At 69.0% G+C, this 14,459-nt stretch carries 11 protein-coding genes; 4 read left to right on the forward strand and 7 right to left on the reverse strand.

Annotated elements, in window-relative coordinates:
• Window positions 1–2: 2 nt before the first annotated feature.
• The gene (locus AB0M35_RS24285; protein ID WP_363748071.1) at window positions 3–1,166 is read right to left on the reverse strand and encodes an MFS transporter; all 1,164 of its coding nucleotides are present in this window, start codon (window positions 1,164–1,166) and stop codon (window positions 3–5) included.
• Between the two features lie 331 nt (window positions 1,167–1,497).
• On the opposite strand from AB0M35_RS24285, the gene AB0M35_RS24290 reads away from it, so the two are divergent.
• Window positions 1,498–3,120, forward strand: coding sequence for a PLP-dependent transferase (locus tag AB0M35_RS24290; RefSeq protein WP_363748072.1), 1,623 nt, complete (start codon window positions 1,498–1,500; stop codon window positions 3,118–3,120).
• A 24-nt stretch (window positions 3,121–3,144) separates the two neighbouring features.
• Complete coding sequence (gene purD, locus AB0M35_RS24295; protein WP_363748073.1) at window positions 3,145–4,461, forward strand: phosphoribosylamine--glycine ligase; 1,317 nt, start codon at window positions 3,145–3,147, stop codon at window positions 4,459–4,461.
• A 93-nt stretch (window positions 4,462–4,554) separates the two neighbouring features.
• Here purD and AB0M35_RS24300 read toward each other — a convergent pair whose 3' ends face one another.
• Genes AB0M35_RS24300 through mtnA form a run of 6 tightly spaced genes read right to left on the reverse strand, consistent with a single transcriptional unit; the run spans window position 4,555 to window position 9,504 of the window.
• On the reverse strand, window positions 4,555–5,361 hold the full coding sequence (locus tag AB0M35_RS24300; RefSeq protein ID WP_363748074.1) for an S-methyl-5'-thioadenosine phosphorylase: 807 nt from the start codon (window positions 5,359–5,361) through the stop codon (window positions 4,555–4,557).
• Window positions 5,334–6,557 (reverse strand): pyridoxal phosphate-dependent aminotransferase, encoded by a 1,224-nt coding sequence (locus tag AB0M35_RS24305; RefSeq protein WP_363748076.1) that lies wholly within the window; start codon window positions 6,555–6,557, stop codon window positions 5,334–5,336. Before AB0M35_RS24305 ends, AB0M35_RS24300 begins: the two co-directional genes overlap by 28 nt.
• Window positions 6,558–7,244 (reverse strand): acireductone synthase, encoded by a 687-nt coding sequence (mtnC, locus tag AB0M35_RS24310; RefSeq protein WP_363748077.1) that lies wholly within the window; start codon window positions 7,242–7,244, stop codon window positions 6,558–6,560. It lies immediately after the preceding gene.
• Window positions 7,241–7,825 carry a cupin gene (locus AB0M35_RS24315; RefSeq protein ID WP_363748078.1) on the reverse strand — a complete coding sequence of 195 codons (585 nt, stop codon included), beginning with the start codon at window positions 7,823–7,825 and terminating at the stop codon, window positions 7,241–7,243. The genes mtnC and AB0M35_RS24315 overlap by 4 nt, the downstream gene beginning before the upstream one ends.
• A 27-nt stretch (window positions 7,826–7,852) precedes the next feature.
• Window positions 7,853–8,473: a methylthioribulose 1-phosphate dehydratase gene (gene mtnB / locus AB0M35_RS24320; RefSeq protein WP_363748079.1), complete on the reverse strand. Its 621-nt coding sequence runs from the start codon at window positions 8,471–8,473 to the stop codon at window positions 7,853–7,855.
• A complete protein-coding gene (gene mtnA / locus AB0M35_RS24325) occupies window positions 8,470–9,504 on the reverse strand; it encodes an S-methyl-5-thioribose-1-phosphate isomerase (protein ID WP_363748080.1) in 1,035 nt (344 codons plus the stop codon). The genes mtnB and mtnA overlap by 4 nt, the downstream gene beginning before the upstream one ends.
• 296 nt (window positions 9,505–9,800) lie before the next feature.
• Between mtnA and AB0M35_RS24330 the strand changes: the two genes are divergently transcribed.
• Window positions 9,801–12,974 (forward strand): amino acid adenylation domain-containing protein, encoded by a 3,174-nt coding sequence (locus AB0M35_RS24330; protein WP_363748081.1) that lies wholly within the window; start codon window positions 9,801–9,803, stop codon window positions 12,972–12,974.
• A gap of 12 nt (window positions 12,975–12,986) precedes the next feature.
• Window positions 12,987–14,408 (forward strand): class I SAM-dependent methyltransferase, encoded by a 1,422-nt coding sequence (locus AB0M35_RS24335; protein ID WP_363748082.1) that lies wholly within the window; start codon window positions 12,987–12,989, stop codon window positions 14,406–14,408.
• The last annotated feature ends 51 nt before the right edge of the window (window positions 14,409–14,459 follow it).

Here is a 14,459-nt window from a genome sequence, read left to right on the forward strand (position 1 = left end):
TGCTAGGAAGCCTTCACCTGGGTGTCATCCTCCTGCGTGCTCAATTTGTCCACGGACGCCCAGGCACGTCCACGGTCCTGTACCGCCGGAACGACGGCGATCAGCAGCACCGCCGCGGTCACCGCGAAGCCGACCGGGTAACTCAGCAGATCGGCCACGAAACCGAACCCCACAGCACCTATCCCGAGCCCCGCGTCGTACGCGAAGTTCCACAGTGCGCTCGCCCGCCCGAACTCGGACTTCTTTACCCGCTCGAAGAGCATCACCATCGTCACGTTCTGCCCCACGCCGAAACCGATGCCGAACAGCACCATTCCCGCGATCAGCGCGAACGGGCTCTCCAGCCACACCACGCAGAAGGTGCCGATGGCGGCCGAGAGCACGGCCGGGATCAACAGACGGGACGCACCATGACGATCGGCGAACCAGCCGGCGGCCCAACGCGCCAACGCGACCACGCACGACTGGACGAGCAGAGCCAGTGCGGCCAGCCCACGCGACCCCTCCGACACCGCCAGCGGCAGGAACGTGGCGAAGACGCCCGACGCCACCGCGAGTGCGGTGAAGATGAGCGTCGGGCGAGCCAAGGCCCCGGTCATTCCCTTGAAAACCCTCGGCCCCTGCTCGACCTGCCCGGCCTTGGCCGGTAGGAAGAGGACGGCGAGCACCCCCACGAGCCCGATCGCCGTGGTCACCGTGAAGATCGTGGCGAATCCGACCTGGGCGGTGAGCCACACCCCGGCCGGCAACCCCACGATGGCCGGAATCGCGCAGATGACCCCGTACAGCCCGAGGGCTTCGCCACGACGCTCGGCCGGAACCAGTTCGGCGACGAGGGCGCCACCGGCGACCACGAAGACGCCGAACCCGGCTCCCCGTACCAGCGAAACCGCGACGATCAGCTCCACCGCCGGCGAGACGGTCAGCAACAGCGACGGCAGCGCCAGCAGAAGCAGCCCCAGCGCCAGCACGGTGCGGTATCCCCACCGCGCCAACAACTTCGGCGCGGCCAACTCCAACAGCACCGTGGACAGCATCATCACACCGGTGGACAGCCCGGCACCGACGTCGCCCGCCTCTGACCCGCCGGCATAGAGGGGGACCACCGACAGGAGCAGGAAGAAGTTCGTGAGGGCGCCGAACGCCGCCAACAACAGCAGGAGCATCGAGCGATTCAGGATGGGCTGCGCCTGAGAGGTCTTCTGCCCTCGGCGCCTCAAGAGGTCACCCGCTCTCGTGTCCGCGCTCCCGCATTCCAGGTCGTGCCTGCGGGTTCGGTAGCCATGGGAATGCCCATATAACCCTCGCCGTCAATGTAGCTCAAGATCCGCGGCATGTGTTCCTATGCCTACCGGGCAGATCGACATGAGCCGGCAAATGAGCAATTTAGAACAAGATCCCGCGGTGCGGGCACAAAGTAGCATCAGTGATGCCACGACGATGTCCGGTGGGGCGGCGTTCGCCAGAACAGCCGCCGGCCTGAGTTGGAGGAGCACGTTGCCAGAGCACACTCGGTCGGCGATCGGCGACGGCGGCGAGTCGGTCTTCTCCGATGGCTCGCCGGCGACCACGGTGCCGGCCGACCGGGCCGACGGCGCCACCGGATCCGCCACGCTCCACCAGGTCAGCGATCTGGTGGAGGCACTCGACATCTGCGCGTTGGATCTGCAGGCGGCGCGACGCGACATCGACGAATTCGTCGGCTATTGCGAGCGCAACCTGCTCCCGGTGGACAAACCGGTCGTCGCCGCCCTGGTCGCTGCGGCCCACGCGGCCACCGAACGCATCACCGAACAGCGGCAACTGCTTCTGACGCAACCGACGGTCCACGCGGGTCAGTTGTCTGCAAGCGAGCTGGCCTTCCGCTTCGGGCTGGCCACGCTCTCCTATGTGCGAGGTGCGTTGGAGTGGCGTTCCGCCGCTTTCGACCAGTCCCTGGCCGTGCAATTCTTCGATCTCCGGGCCCAGGGATCTCCAATCGTCAACTACGAGCGATACGAGCACGACCCGGTGCGTCGGGTCGAGGCGCAACTGCTCGGAATCCTCGGCCTGTCGTCGGAGAGACACTCCATCAGCGCCACCTCGTCGGGTGTCGCCGCCTACACCCTGGTCGAGGCCTTCCTGTTACGGGAACGGCTACGCAACGGTGACCTGGTCCTAATGGCGCCGTACATCTACTTCGAGGCGTCCGAGCAGTTGACCACTCTGCCGTTCGTACGGGTCGAGCGGGCCTCGGGGTACGGCGTCGACGAGATCATCGCCGATGTCGTGCTCTATCGGCCGCGGGTCCTCTTCGTGGACCCGCTGGCCAACACCGCCGAGCAGCGGATGATCGACCTGCCCGGCCTGCTGGCCGGGCTACGGTCGGTGGTCCTCGAACGGACCACGGTCGTGATCGACGGCACGATGCTCTCCGGCGGCCTGCCACCCGAACTACTCGACAGCGACGACAAGGTCGAAGTGCTGTACTACGAGAGCGGCTCGAAGTATCTGCAACTCGGCATGGACGCGGGAATGGCCGGCATGGTGGCCTACCCGAGCGAACTGCGCGAGTCCTTCGACCGGCAACGCCGCAACACCGGGCTGATCCTCTACCGGCACGGCGCGGACCTGTTCCCGCGATACGAGAGATCGTCCTACCGCCGGCGGATGACGAGGATCGGCGCGAACGCACTACGGGCCGCCAGGCTGCTGCGTGAAGACCGCCGGGTCACCGAGGCCGGTGACATCTTCTATCCCGGCCTCCCCGACCATCCCGATGTCCGGGTCGCCGAACGGCTGCCGTACGCGGGCGGTTGCGTGACGTTCCTCTTCCACGAACGGGCCCGCAACACCAAGGACGAACTGAACGTGCTGTTCGACCGGATCTTCGCGAACGCGCGGGTTCTGGGCGTACAGGTGACCAAGGGAGCCAGCTTCGGTTTCTCGGTCCCGCGGGTGTCCGCCGCGGACGCCTTCGCCGAGGGTGCGCCCCCCTTCCTGCGCCTGTACGCCGGCGATCGGTCCGACCAGGTCGAAGCGCTCGTCGAAGCGTTCGCCCAGGCGGTCACCGACCACGTCGGTCAGCCGCACCGCGATTTCGCGAATGACCATTCGCCGCGGATCTCTCGAGTCTCGTAGCCGTCGCCGAAGCGGGAGCCCTCTATGCGCAACGTGCTCATCATCGATTACACCGGCCGGGGGCACGCCTTCGCGGACCTGTTCGTGAGAACCGACCCGGACGTCACCGTGCACCTCGCCCCCGGCTGCGCGGCGATCACCGACGATCGCATCATCTCGGCCCCCTGGCTGGACATCTACCACCCCGGCCCGGTGGTGGAGTACGCCAAGGAGATCGGCGCCGACCTGGCCATGCCCGCCCACCCCAGGTCGTTGACCGAGGGATTCGTCGACGCGCTGCGCGCCGCCGGGATCCCCACCATCGGCCCGGACCGCTCCGCGACCCGTCTTGAGTCCAGCAAAAAGTTCACCAAGGAACTGTGCTTGAAATACGGTATCCCGACCGCCGGGTACCAATATTTCGAGGACCCGGAAGCCGCCATCGAATACGTCCGCTCGGTCGACGCCCCGCACGTCGTGAAGGGCAACGAATCGTGCCAGGGAAACGGCGTCTTCATCTGCGAGACCGAGGCCGAGGCGATCGAGGCGATCAACCGGCTCATGGTCTCCCAGGACTTCGGCGCCGGCGGCAGGACGATCATCATCGAGGAAAAGCTGGTCGGCCGTGAACTGCTGTACTTCGCGGTGGTCGGCGGGGAACACCACCTGATGCTGCCGATGGCGGTGGACTATCCCCGGTCCGACGACGGCAACCGCGGCGTCATGTGCGGCGGGATGGGCGCGTTCTCACCGAGCCCCGACGACACTCCGGAAGAGATCGACCGGTTCGAACGCCAGATGATGCGGCCGCTGCTGGCCGCGATCAACGCTGAAGGGCTCAACTACACCGGAGTCATCTACGTCGGCTGCATGCTCGTCGGAGACCAGCTCTACCTGATCGAGATCAACGCCCGCATGGGTGACCCGGAAGCCGAAGTGGTGTTGCCCCGGATCGTCACGAACTTCACCGAGGTGGCGACTTCCATCCTGGACGGTCGGCTCGATCGGCAACCACCGCTGACCATCACCGACGAGTGCTTCGTCAACGTCGTGGCCTCGCAGGGGCCGACCACGGAGCCCGGAAAGTCCTACCCCGGCTGGCCGTACGGCGCGTTCGGCCGGGGATACCCCATCACCGGGCTCGACGCCGTCGACCGGGACCGCTGCCTCGTCTTTTACGGAGCCGTCCGCACCCGGCCCGACGGGCAACTGGTCACCGACGGCGGAAAAGGTGTCAACCTGGTCGGGCGCGGTGCCACGCTCGACGAGGCGGCCGCCAACGCCTACGAGGCGATAGCCCAGGTGAGCTTCCAAGGCATCAGGTACCGCAATGACATCGCCAAGACCATGCCGTGGGACTGACCGAGGACCATTCCCGACGCAGGTGACGACAGAAGATCGTCCTGCGCCACGAAATCTCGCGGCGCAGGACGATCTTCTGTCGACGGGGCAGGTTCAGCCGGGCAGGGCGAAGGGCAGGGTGAGCCCGTCGTGCGCGTGGGCGCACCGGCAGTCACGCTGCTCGCCGAGGCCCGCGACGGTCCGCAGCACCAGTTCACGCAACCGCTTGACGTTCTCGGAGAACACGCGGAAGACCTCGTCCTGTGCCACCGCGCTCTCCTCGTCGATGCCGGCGTCGAGATCCGTGACGAGGGCGATCGAGGTGTAGCACATGGCCAGTTCGCGAGCCAGCGCCGCTTCCGGCAGCCCGGTCATGTTGATCAGTGACCAGCCCTGCCGAGCGTAGTACTGCGACTCGGCGCGGGTGGAGAAGCGTGGGCCGTTGATCACGACCATGGTCCCGCCGTCCACAAGGGGCTGACCGAGGTCGGCGGCGTGCTTCACGACCGCGGCCCGCCCGTCCGGGCAGTACGGGTCCGCGAAGCTGAGGTGCACCGCCCCGGTGTCGAAGAAGGTCGCCGCCCGCCCACTGGTGCGGTCGACCACCTGGTCGGGCACGACAAACGAACCAGGTCCGAGCTCCGCGCGCAGCGAGCCGACCGCGCACGGGCCGAGCACCTGGCGTACCCCGAGCGATCGCAAGGCCCACAGGTTGGCGCGGTAGTTGATGACATGGGCCGGGTGCTTGTGGCCCTGACCGTGCCGGGGAAGGAAGATCACCTCCCGGCCGCCGACCGTGCCGCGCACCAGATTGTCGGACGGCTCCCCGTAGGGAGTGTCGACGCTGACCTGCTCGGCGTCCTCCAGCAGCGAGTACAGCCCGCTACCACCGATCACGCCGACTGGCGTGCTTGCCTCCATGGTGCTGTTCCTTCCCCCTGCTGTGTGGTGCCGGCGAACGTGGTCAACTGCTCGGCTGCGGTGTCGATCACCGCTTGCTTCTTGCAGAACGCGAAACGAACCAGGTGCCGCCCGGCCTCGGCGTCGGCGTAGAACGCCGAGCTGGGAATGGCGACCACCCCCGCTTTGGTGGCGAGATCCTGGCACAGTGCGGTGCCGTCGAGATAGCCGACCGACCTGGCATCCGCCTGCAGGAAATAGCCTCCCTGGCAGGAGAAGCACCGCCATCCGGACGAGGTGAGCGCGTCCCGCAGCGTGTCCCGGGCCGTCGACAGGCGTGCCCGGAGGTCGTTCAGCCAGCTGTGCCGTTCGGGCAGCGCCACGGCGACGGCGTACTGGAACGGCGTGCCACCGGCGAAGGTCAGGTACTGCTTCACCGTCCGCACCGCGGCGACCATCCGCGCGGGCCCGCACACCCAGCCGATCTTCCAGCCGGTGACGTTGAAGGTCTTGCCCGCCGAGGAGATGGTGAGCGTTCGTTCGGCCATCCCCGGCAGCGAAGCCAGTGGGATGTGCCGGATGCCGTCGAAGATCAGGTGCTCGTAGACCTCGTCGGTGATGGCGATCAGGTCGTGTCGCAGGCAGAGGGCGGCGATGTGGGCCAGCTCGCTCGCCGAGAACACGGTGCCGGTCGGATTGTGTGGCGTGTTGACCAGGACGGCGCGCGTGCGTGGAGTCACCGCGGCGGCCAGCTCGTCGGGATCGAAGGTGAACCGGTCGTGCTCCGGACGCAGCCGGACGGTGCGCCGGTGGGCTCCCGCCATCGTGATCGCCGCACTGTACGAGTCGTAGTACGGCTCGAAGACCAGGACCTCGTCACCCTCCGGAACCAGAGCGGCGATCGCGGCGGTGATCGCCTCGGTCGCGCCCGCGGTCACGAGGATCTCGGTGTCGGGATCGTACGGCGTGCCGTAATCGGCCGACCGCTGCTCGGCGATCGCGGCTCGAAGCTCGGGCACACCCGGCAGCGGCGGGTACTGATTGCGCCCGGCGAGCACCGCTTCGGCGGCGGCCGTGAGCAGTTCGGAGGGCCCGTCGCTGTCCGGGAAGCCCTGACCGAGGTTGATCGCGCCGAGACGGTTCGCCAATGCGGTCATCTCGGCGAAGATCGTGCTGCGAAAGGCCGCGAACTTGGGTACGAGCACGTCGTCGCTCACTCAGGCCACCTCCGTTCTCACGCCGAGCTCGGTGAAGTCGGTGACCACCGGATGGACGCCGAACTCGGTCTCGCAGCCCGGCCGACGCACCCCCACGGCCCGCCAGCCCGCTGTTGCGGCGGCGTCCAGCTCGGCCCGGCTGTCGGACAGGAACAGGATGTCGCCGGCGGCCGTACCGATGGCGTCCGCGATCCGGCGGTACGAGGCCGGATCCTGCTTGGGACCGCCGTTGCGCGTGTCGAAATGCCCCGCCAGGTAACCGAGCAGGTCACCCTGGTCGCTGCGGGAGAACCAGAGCCGCTGGGCGAGCACCGAACCGGAGGAGTAGATCCAGCACCGCATGCCGAGCCGGTGCCATTCGGCAAGCGCCAGCGGCACGTCCGGGTAGAACACGCCGGCCAGCTCACCGGCGAGAAAACCCTGCTCCCAGATCAGCCCGTGCAGTGTCTTGAGCGGGCTGTGCTTCGCGTTTTCGTCGTGCCAGCCGAGCAGCGCCCGCACCACGTCGTCCACACCGGACTCGCCGCCGAGCATGCTCCGCACGTCGGCGATCACCTCACGGGTGCCGGGACGATCCTGCCGTACCCAGCTCTCGATCCGATCGCGGGCGTAGGGGAACAGCACGTCGTGCACGGCCGACAGCGGGCTGACCGTACCCTCGATGTCGAGGACGACCGCACTGCTCATGAGGTGGGTGCGGGAGCGAGCAGTTCGTCGAGCGTCGGCATCCGAGACGCGATCTCCGAGCCGGTGAACTCAGCCACCCAGCCGTCCTCCTCCTGGAAGAACCGGATGGCGCAGAAATGCGGCCGGGTGCCCATGTCGAACCAGTGCGTCGTGCCCGCCGGCACCGACATCAGGTCGCCGGCGGTGCAGACCACGGCGTAGACCTTGTCACCGAGGTGGAGGTAGAAGCAGCCGGCGCCCTCGACGAAGAACCGGATCTCGTCCTCGTCATGAGTGTGCTCGCTGAGAAATTTCGTCCTCGCCGCTTCCGCCTTGGCCGGCCACTGCGGGTCGGCGTCGTTCGGCACCAATCGGACCACGTCGACGAGCGGGTACGGACCTTCCGCCGAGAGCCGCTCCACCTCGGAGGCGTAGGCGGCGAGCACTTCCTCCTGCCCGGCGTCACCGGCCAGCGGGACGGTCGCCCAACGCTCGAGTCGGATGCCGTGCGGCGCGAGCTCGGCGGCGATCTCGGTGATGTCCTCGGTGCGCAGCAACACGTCCGTGCCGTCGTCCTTCGGCATGACCTGAAGCAGGGTCATCTGATTCTCCTTCTCACTGATGGCACGTCATGAGCGGGCGACCAGCATCATGAGCTGACACATCGCCTCCAGGCATTCCATGCGATTGCGTGCGATGTCCAGCGTCGGCCCCCAGGTGGTCGCCCCGTGATTGCCGATCAGCATCACAGGTGGCGCATCCGCAGCGATGCGATCGAGGACGTCGTCGGCGATCAGGGGCACATGAGCGTGGTTGTCGAAGACCGGTACGACCACCTTGGACGGATCAGACAGGCCGAGCCCTTTGATGATCTCCAGGTCGGTGAACGTGACCGTGTCGACGCCGCGCTGGGCCGCCAGGATCGCGGTCGCGGTGGCGTACGGCGGATGTGCGTGAACGACGGCGTGGGAATCGTCCGCCAACCGGTACAACGCTGTGTGGATGGTGGTCTCGGCCGACGGGCGTGGCGCACCGTCGTGCACCGGGCGTGCGTTGGCGATGTCGACCTCGACCACGTCGGCGGCGGTGATCGAGCCCTTGCTGACGCCACTCGCGGTGATCAACGCGGTTTCGCCACCCGGCAACCGGATCGAGATGTTGCCGGCTGTGCCCTCCATCCACCCGCGTGCGTAGAGCGCGGCGGCGGTCTCGGCCAGGGCGATACCCGCGGCGTCGATGGACCGGGTCATGAGGCTCGCTCACTCACCGTCGACGTCAACAGTGTTGTCCGCAGCGGGCCGAAGAGACCGGATTCGGTGACCACGGCGGTGATCAGCTCCGCCGGCGTGACGTCGAACGCGGGGTTGAACACCTCGGTGCCGGCCGGAGCGACCTCCACTCCCCCGAATGCGGTGACCTCAGCGGCGGACCGCTCCTCGATCAGGATGTCCGCGCCGCTGGCCAATGACAGGTCCAGGGTCGACTCGGGAGCGACGACGATGAAGGGCACGCCGGCTCGATGTGCAGCCAGTGCGAGCGAGTACGTGCCGATCTTGTTGGCCACGTCGCCGTTGGCGCACACCCGGTCCGCTCCGACCAGAACGCAGTCCACCATGCCGGAGGCCAGCGCGGCCGGCCCGGCCGAGTCGACCAGCATCCGGTGCGGGATGCCCGCTTCGGCCAGTTCCCACGCGGTGAGCCGCGCACCCTGCAACAGCGGCCGGGTCTCGCCGAACAACACCTCGGTCACGTGGCCATTCCCGGCAAGCACCCGGATGGCGCCCAGCGCGGTGCCCCAGGCCACGGTGGCGAGGCGCCCGGTGTTGCAGTGGGTCAACAGTCGCAACGGTCTCCGCCCACACAACCGCTGAACGAGGTCGGCCGCCTCGTCGGCGGCCGCGCGGTTACGCTTCTCGTCCTCGGTGAGAATGTCGTACGCCTCGGCCAGCACGGCGTCGGCGCCACCGCTGAGCTTGCCGACCACCCGGCGCACCGCCCAGCTCAGGTTTACGGCGGTCGGCCGGGCATCGGCTATCCGCTGAGCGTCGGCGCGCACAGCGGCCTCGTCGCAGACACCGTCGCGGGTGTGCGCCCTCGCCGACATCGCCACCGCGAGCGCACCGGCGACCCCGATGGCCGGGGCGCCACGGATGGCCAGGCGCTGAATGGCATCGATCACTTCGCCTGGCGTGGAAAGCCGCAGCAGACGGTACTCATGCGGCAGCGCACACTGGTCGACCGCCTCGACGACACCGTCCTGCCAGGCGATGGAGAGGCTCATGGGGCTCAGTGTCCCAACCGGTGCGTCAAGTGGTCATCTTCGATCGTGCGGACATTTCCGGCCTTCAGGAAATGCGGTCTTCGGGAGCAAGCCTCGATCGTCGCCGCCAGGACGGCGGAGACGGACGCGACGGTGCCTCCCCATGCCCCCGCAGTCGATGGCTCGCTGGTCGGACGACGTCCTACGGCCGAGCACCGACCACCACAGCGGATCAGCAAGGCGGGAGATGCATGCCTTTTCGGGAAGCGAGAAGCATGGGTGCGTCGACAGAGATGGCGAGACCTGTGGGGGTGGCGATGACCACGAACGAGCTCGACCGCGCACCAGTCGGCACCGACGGCGTCGATCGCAAGGAGTGGACACAGCTGGCGGCGGAGGTGCTCGCGTGTGCGATCGAGACGGTCGAGGAGCGCGCCGACACCGACTCCTTCATCGACCTCGGCGGCACCTCGCTGCGGGCGGCCGACTTCGCGGCCCGGGTGGAGCGCCGGCTCGGCGTCGCACCGCCGTTGCGTGCCCTGCGCGGAGCCGTGCCGCTCGCGCAGGCCATGGCCCAGGCGACCGAATACCGGCCGGTCTCCGCCGGTGACGTGAGTAATGCGGTGGACCGGCCGCTGCTCACCGGCCAGGCCGGCATGCTCCTGGCCGAGGACATGATCGAGGGCCGACCGGTACGGGTGATCTTCACGGCGGAGAGCGCCACACCCTTCGACCCGGAGCGGCTACGGGCGACCCTGGCCGCGCTGACCCGCAGCAACGAGGCACTGCGCACCGTGTTCGCCAGCGGCAGCACGGAACGTGCCGAGCGCGAGGCCCTCGCGTCCTCCCAGGGCGGGTACGTGTCGGGATCACCGGGCCACGACTTCAGGCGGCAGGTGCTGCCCAGCTGGGAACCACGGCTGCTCGAACAACGACTGGTCCCGCCGTCCGGCGGCGACCCGGTGGCCATCGTCCACAGCCAGCTGTCGGCCGCGCCGGGGCTGTTGCGCCCGTTCGACGAGCCGCCGATCCTGTTCGTGCACACCCGCGTCGAAGGCGGGAACGATCTGCTGACCGTCCTGTTCCACCACGCACTGATGGACGGGTGGGCGCTGGGCCGGTTCTGGCACGTGTTCGCCCACACGTACGCCACCGGAGTGGCCGAGCCCGGCCCCTCGCCCGAGCTGATCGCGGCCTGGCACCGCGAGATCAGCGAGAACGGCCGACTGGCCGAGCTGACCCGGGTCGCCGTGGACGACCTCGCAGGGCTGCCCGAGACCGTGCCGCTGCCCGTCGACCGCAAGCGCCCCGAGGTCCCCAACGTCATCGGCGTGCACCTGCCGTTCGGGCTCAGCGCCGAGCTGCGTGACCGCGTCGAGGCGACCGCGCGGCAGCTCGGCGTGCCGCACACCGTCGTGGTGTGCAGCGCCTGGGCGATGGCCGTGGGACGGCGGGCCGGGTTGCGCGACCTGGCCATCGGCGTCGCGATGTCCGGACGCGAGGCCACCCAGCTGCACGACGTGCTCGGACTGTGCGTCCGTATCGTGCCGGTCCGGTTCCGGATCGACGAGACCCGCACGGTCGCCGATCAGTTGCGGGCCTGGGCCGCGTCCTGGTCAGCCGCGACCGGGCGCTCCGAGCTGCCGTTCGAGGAGATCATCCGCGCGCTCGGGCAGGATGAGGTCCGCGACCGCACGCCGATCATCGAGGCCGTTTTCGAGGCCCACGACGAGTTGGTGGGCGACCGGCTGCGCGCGAGCGGGCTGGATCTGCGGCTGCACGAGGGATTCGGCGGATCGTCGATGATGGAGACCACGCTGTTCCTCACCAACTGGGGCGATCGGCCGTCGTTGCAGTTGGAGTACCAGCCGGCCGTCTTCCGGCCCGACGAGGCGCTCGCGCTGATCGACAGCTTCACCGCGGCACTGGAAGAACTGGTCGCGGACCTGGACGCACCGGTGTCGTCGGTGTGGACCATGTCGGCGGAGCAGCGGCGGTGGCTCAAGGCGCGATCCGACGGGAAGGCCACCGACTGCGAGGCGGGACTGTGGCAACTCTTCGAGGAGACCGCCGAGACGTTCCCGGACGAGGTGGCGGTCGAGGACCTCACGTACGACGAACTGCTGGCCGCCGTGCGTACCCAGGCCGCCGCCCTGACCGACGTCCGCCCGGGCGACCGCGTCGTGCTGGCCGTGCCGCGCGGCGTCGCCGAGGTGGTGGCCGTGCTGGCGGTGCTGCACCGGGGCGGGACGTACGTGGCGGTCGACCAGGCCGCGCCCCCTGACTGGCTCGCCCAGATCCTGCGCCAGGTCTCGCCCGTGGCCGTCATCGGCTCGCCCGAGGTGGCTGAGCTGGCCGGTCGGCCGCTGGTCGAGCCGTGGACGCCGGCGATGCCGCTGGAGCCCGGACCTGAGCCGGCGCCGGCCGACCCGGGCCGCATCGCGTACATCGCCTTCACCTCCGGCTCCAGTGGGCAGCCCAAGGGCGTCCCGGCGCCGCACCGGGCGATCATGCGTCTGGTCCGCGACACCGACTATGCGCGGAAGGGCCCGGGCGAGCGGTTCCTGCGCGTTTCACCCCTGGCGTTCGACGGCTCCACCTTCGAGATCTTCGCCTCACTGCTGTCCGGCGCCAGCCTGCAGGTCCTCCCGGACGGGCCGGTCGCCCCGACCGAGCTGGCTCGGTTCATGATCGACCGTGGGGTGACCGTCGCGTTCCTGACCACCGGCCTGTTCCGGCTCATGGCCGACCACCGGCCCGAGGCGTTCGCGCACATGCGCCAGGTGATCACCGGTGGCGAGGTCACGCCGCCGCAGCAGGTGCGCCGGGTGCTGGAACGCTACGAGGGACTGCGGATCAGCCTCGCCTACGGCCCGACCGAGTGCACCACGTTCACCACCATCCACCACTTCGACTCGCCGGCCGAGGTGAGCGACCCGCTGCCGATCGGCGGGCCCTTGACGGGCACCCGGTTGTTCGTGCTCGACGAGGGCCGTCCGGTGCCCCCCGGCGCGATCGGCGAGCTCTGCGTCGGCGGCATCGCGCTCGCCGACGGCTACGTCGACCAGCCGGAGGAGACGGCCCGCGCGTTCGGCGCCACGGCGCCGGACACCGGTGAGCGCCTCTACCGCACCGGGGACCTGGTGCGTTGGGACGGCCGCGGCCGCCTCATGTTCGTCGGCCGGCTCGACCAACAACTCAAGGTACGTGGATTCCGCGTGGAGCCCGAGGCGGTGGCGCGCCGGCTGCGCGAGCACCCGCAGGTACGCGACGCGGTGGTCGTCGGCGAGGGCAAGGTCGCCGACCAGCGACTCATCGCCGGGGTCATCCCCGAAGGGCCGGCCCCGTCGCCGGCCGAGCTGCGGGCCTGGGTCGGTCAGACGCTGCCGGCATGGGCTGTGCCCGAGCTGTGGTCCTTCATCGAGGCCTTCCCGATCACCAAGAACGGCAAGGTCGACCTGCGGGCCCTGGCCGCGCACGCGAACGCCTAGGGGGAGTGCGAGATGACCGCCATCGAGAACGTCCTCGCCACGCATCCTCAGGTGGAGCGTGCGGTGGTGAGCGACGGGGTGACATACGTGATCCCGGCCGAGGAACGCCAGACCGAGTTCGTCACGCACTGGCGCCAACTCTACGACGACCTCTACTCCGCCGACTCCGAGGCGGCCGGGCACACGTCCGACTTCAGCGGCTGGACCAGTAGCTACACCGGCGAGCTGATCCCGACCGACCAGATGGAGCAGTGGCGCGGCGCCACCGTCCGACGAATCCGTGCCCTCAAGCCGTCGCGGGTGCTCGAGGTCGGCGTCGGGTCGGGACTACTGCTCTGGCACCTGGCCCCCGACTGCGTCGAGTACCGGGCCACCGACTTCTCGCCGGTCACCATCGCGAAGCTGCGGGCCCGGCTGAGGAAGGCGAACGTACCCTGGGCGAGCCGGGTGCACCTGCGGGCGGCCGAGGCCGTCCAGACCGACCGGTTCCCCGAGGCGTACTTCGACACGGTGATCCTCAATTCGGTGACCATGCACTTCCCGGGGCCGGGGTATCTGCGCCGGTTCATCGAGCAGGCCCTGCGGGTGCTGGCGCCGGGCGGCCGGCTGTTCATCGGCGACAACAAGAACCTGACCCTGCTGCCGCAGTTCCTCACCGAGGTGCAGCGCACGCGGGACCCGTCGGCCGCGCCGGCCGAGATCCGCGACCGCGTACGCGAGGCGGCCATGACCCAGCAGTGGATGCTGCTCTCCCCGGAGTATTTCGTCGCCACCGCGCGGGAACTGCCGGACGTCGCGGGCGTCGACATTCAGCTCAAGCGCAGTTCCGCGGTGAACGAGCTGACCAGCTTCCGGTTCGACGCGGTGCTGCACAAGGCACCGGCGCGGGTTCGCTCGCTCGCCGGTGTGCCGCGGCTGGCGTTTTCCGATCTGACCGACCGCGCCGACCTCACGGGCCTCGCTCGTCTGCTCGAGGAGCGGGCGGGTGCGGACCTGCGGGTGACCGGAATCCCGAATCGTGCCCTGACCGGACTCGTCGCCGCGGCGGCCACCATCGAGCGCGCCGAGCCGGTCGTGCCGCAGGACGCCTGGGGCTGGCTGCCGGAGGATCTGCATCTGCTTGCGGAGCAACTCGGCCGCAAGGTCGTGGTGACGGCATCGGCGCGCCCCGACGAGATGGACGCGGTCTTTCTCGGCACTGCGGCGGAAGAACCGCTGACCGACCTCTACGAGGTGCGGGAGCCGCTCGAGCCGGCGGCGCGCTACCTGAACCACCCACAGGCGGCGGATCTGGCCGAGGACGTACGCCGTTTCGCCGCCGAACGGCTACCGGATTCCGACGTTGCCCCGATCAGGGTCGTCAGCGCGCTGCCGCCGGCTGTCGAGACGCGACTGCGTGAACTCGCACAACAACAGAACGGATCCCACCCGTGAGGCTGGCGATATCGGCCAGCTGCGCCGGACGGCCAGGAGCGGGATGTCGGA

The sequence above is a fragment of the Micromonospora sp. NPDC051196 genome, assembly GCF_040682415.1.
Taxonomy (GTDB): Bacteria; Actinomycetota; Actinomycetes; order Mycobacteriales; family Micromonosporaceae; genus Micromonospora.

What these genes read in the sequence shown, in the direction of transcription:
- AB0M35_RS24285 (WP_363748071.1), bottom strand. Translation starts at nt 1,166, where the DNA reads ATGCTCCTGCTGTTGTTGGCGGCGTTCGGCGCCCTCACGAACTTCTTC.
- purD (WP_363748073.1), top strand. Translation starts at nt 3,145, where the DNA reads ATGCGCAACGTGCTCATCATCGATTACACCGGCCGGGGGCACGCCTTC.
- AB0M35_RS24300 (WP_363748074.1), bottom strand. Translation starts at nt 5,361, where the DNA reads ATGGAGGCAAGCACGCCAGTCGGCGTGATCGGTGGTAGCGGGCTGTAC.
- mtnC (WP_363748077.1), bottom strand. Translation starts at nt 7,244, where the DNA reads ATGAGCAGTGCGGTCGTCCTCGACATCGAGGGTACGGTCAGCCCGCTG.
- AB0M35_RS24315 (WP_363748078.1), bottom strand. Translation starts at nt 7,825, where the DNA reads ATGACCCTGCTTCAGGTCATGCCGAAGGACGACGGCACGGACGTGTTG.
- mtnB (WP_363748079.1), bottom strand. Translation starts at nt 8,473, where the DNA reads ATGACCCGGTCCATCGACGCCGCGGGTATCGCCCTGGCCGAGACCGCC.
- mtnA (WP_363748080.1), bottom strand. Translation starts at nt 9,504, where the DNA reads ATGAGCCTCTCCATCGCCTGGCAGGACGGTGTCGTCGAGGCGGTCGAC.
- AB0M35_RS24330 (WP_363748081.1), top strand. Translation starts at nt 9,801, where the DNA reads ATGACCACGAACGAGCTCGACCGCGCACCAGTCGGCACCGACGGCGTC.
- AB0M35_RS24335 (WP_363748082.1), top strand. Translation starts at nt 12,987, where the DNA reads ATGACCGCCATCGAGAACGTCCTCGCCACGCATCCTCAGGTGGAGCGT.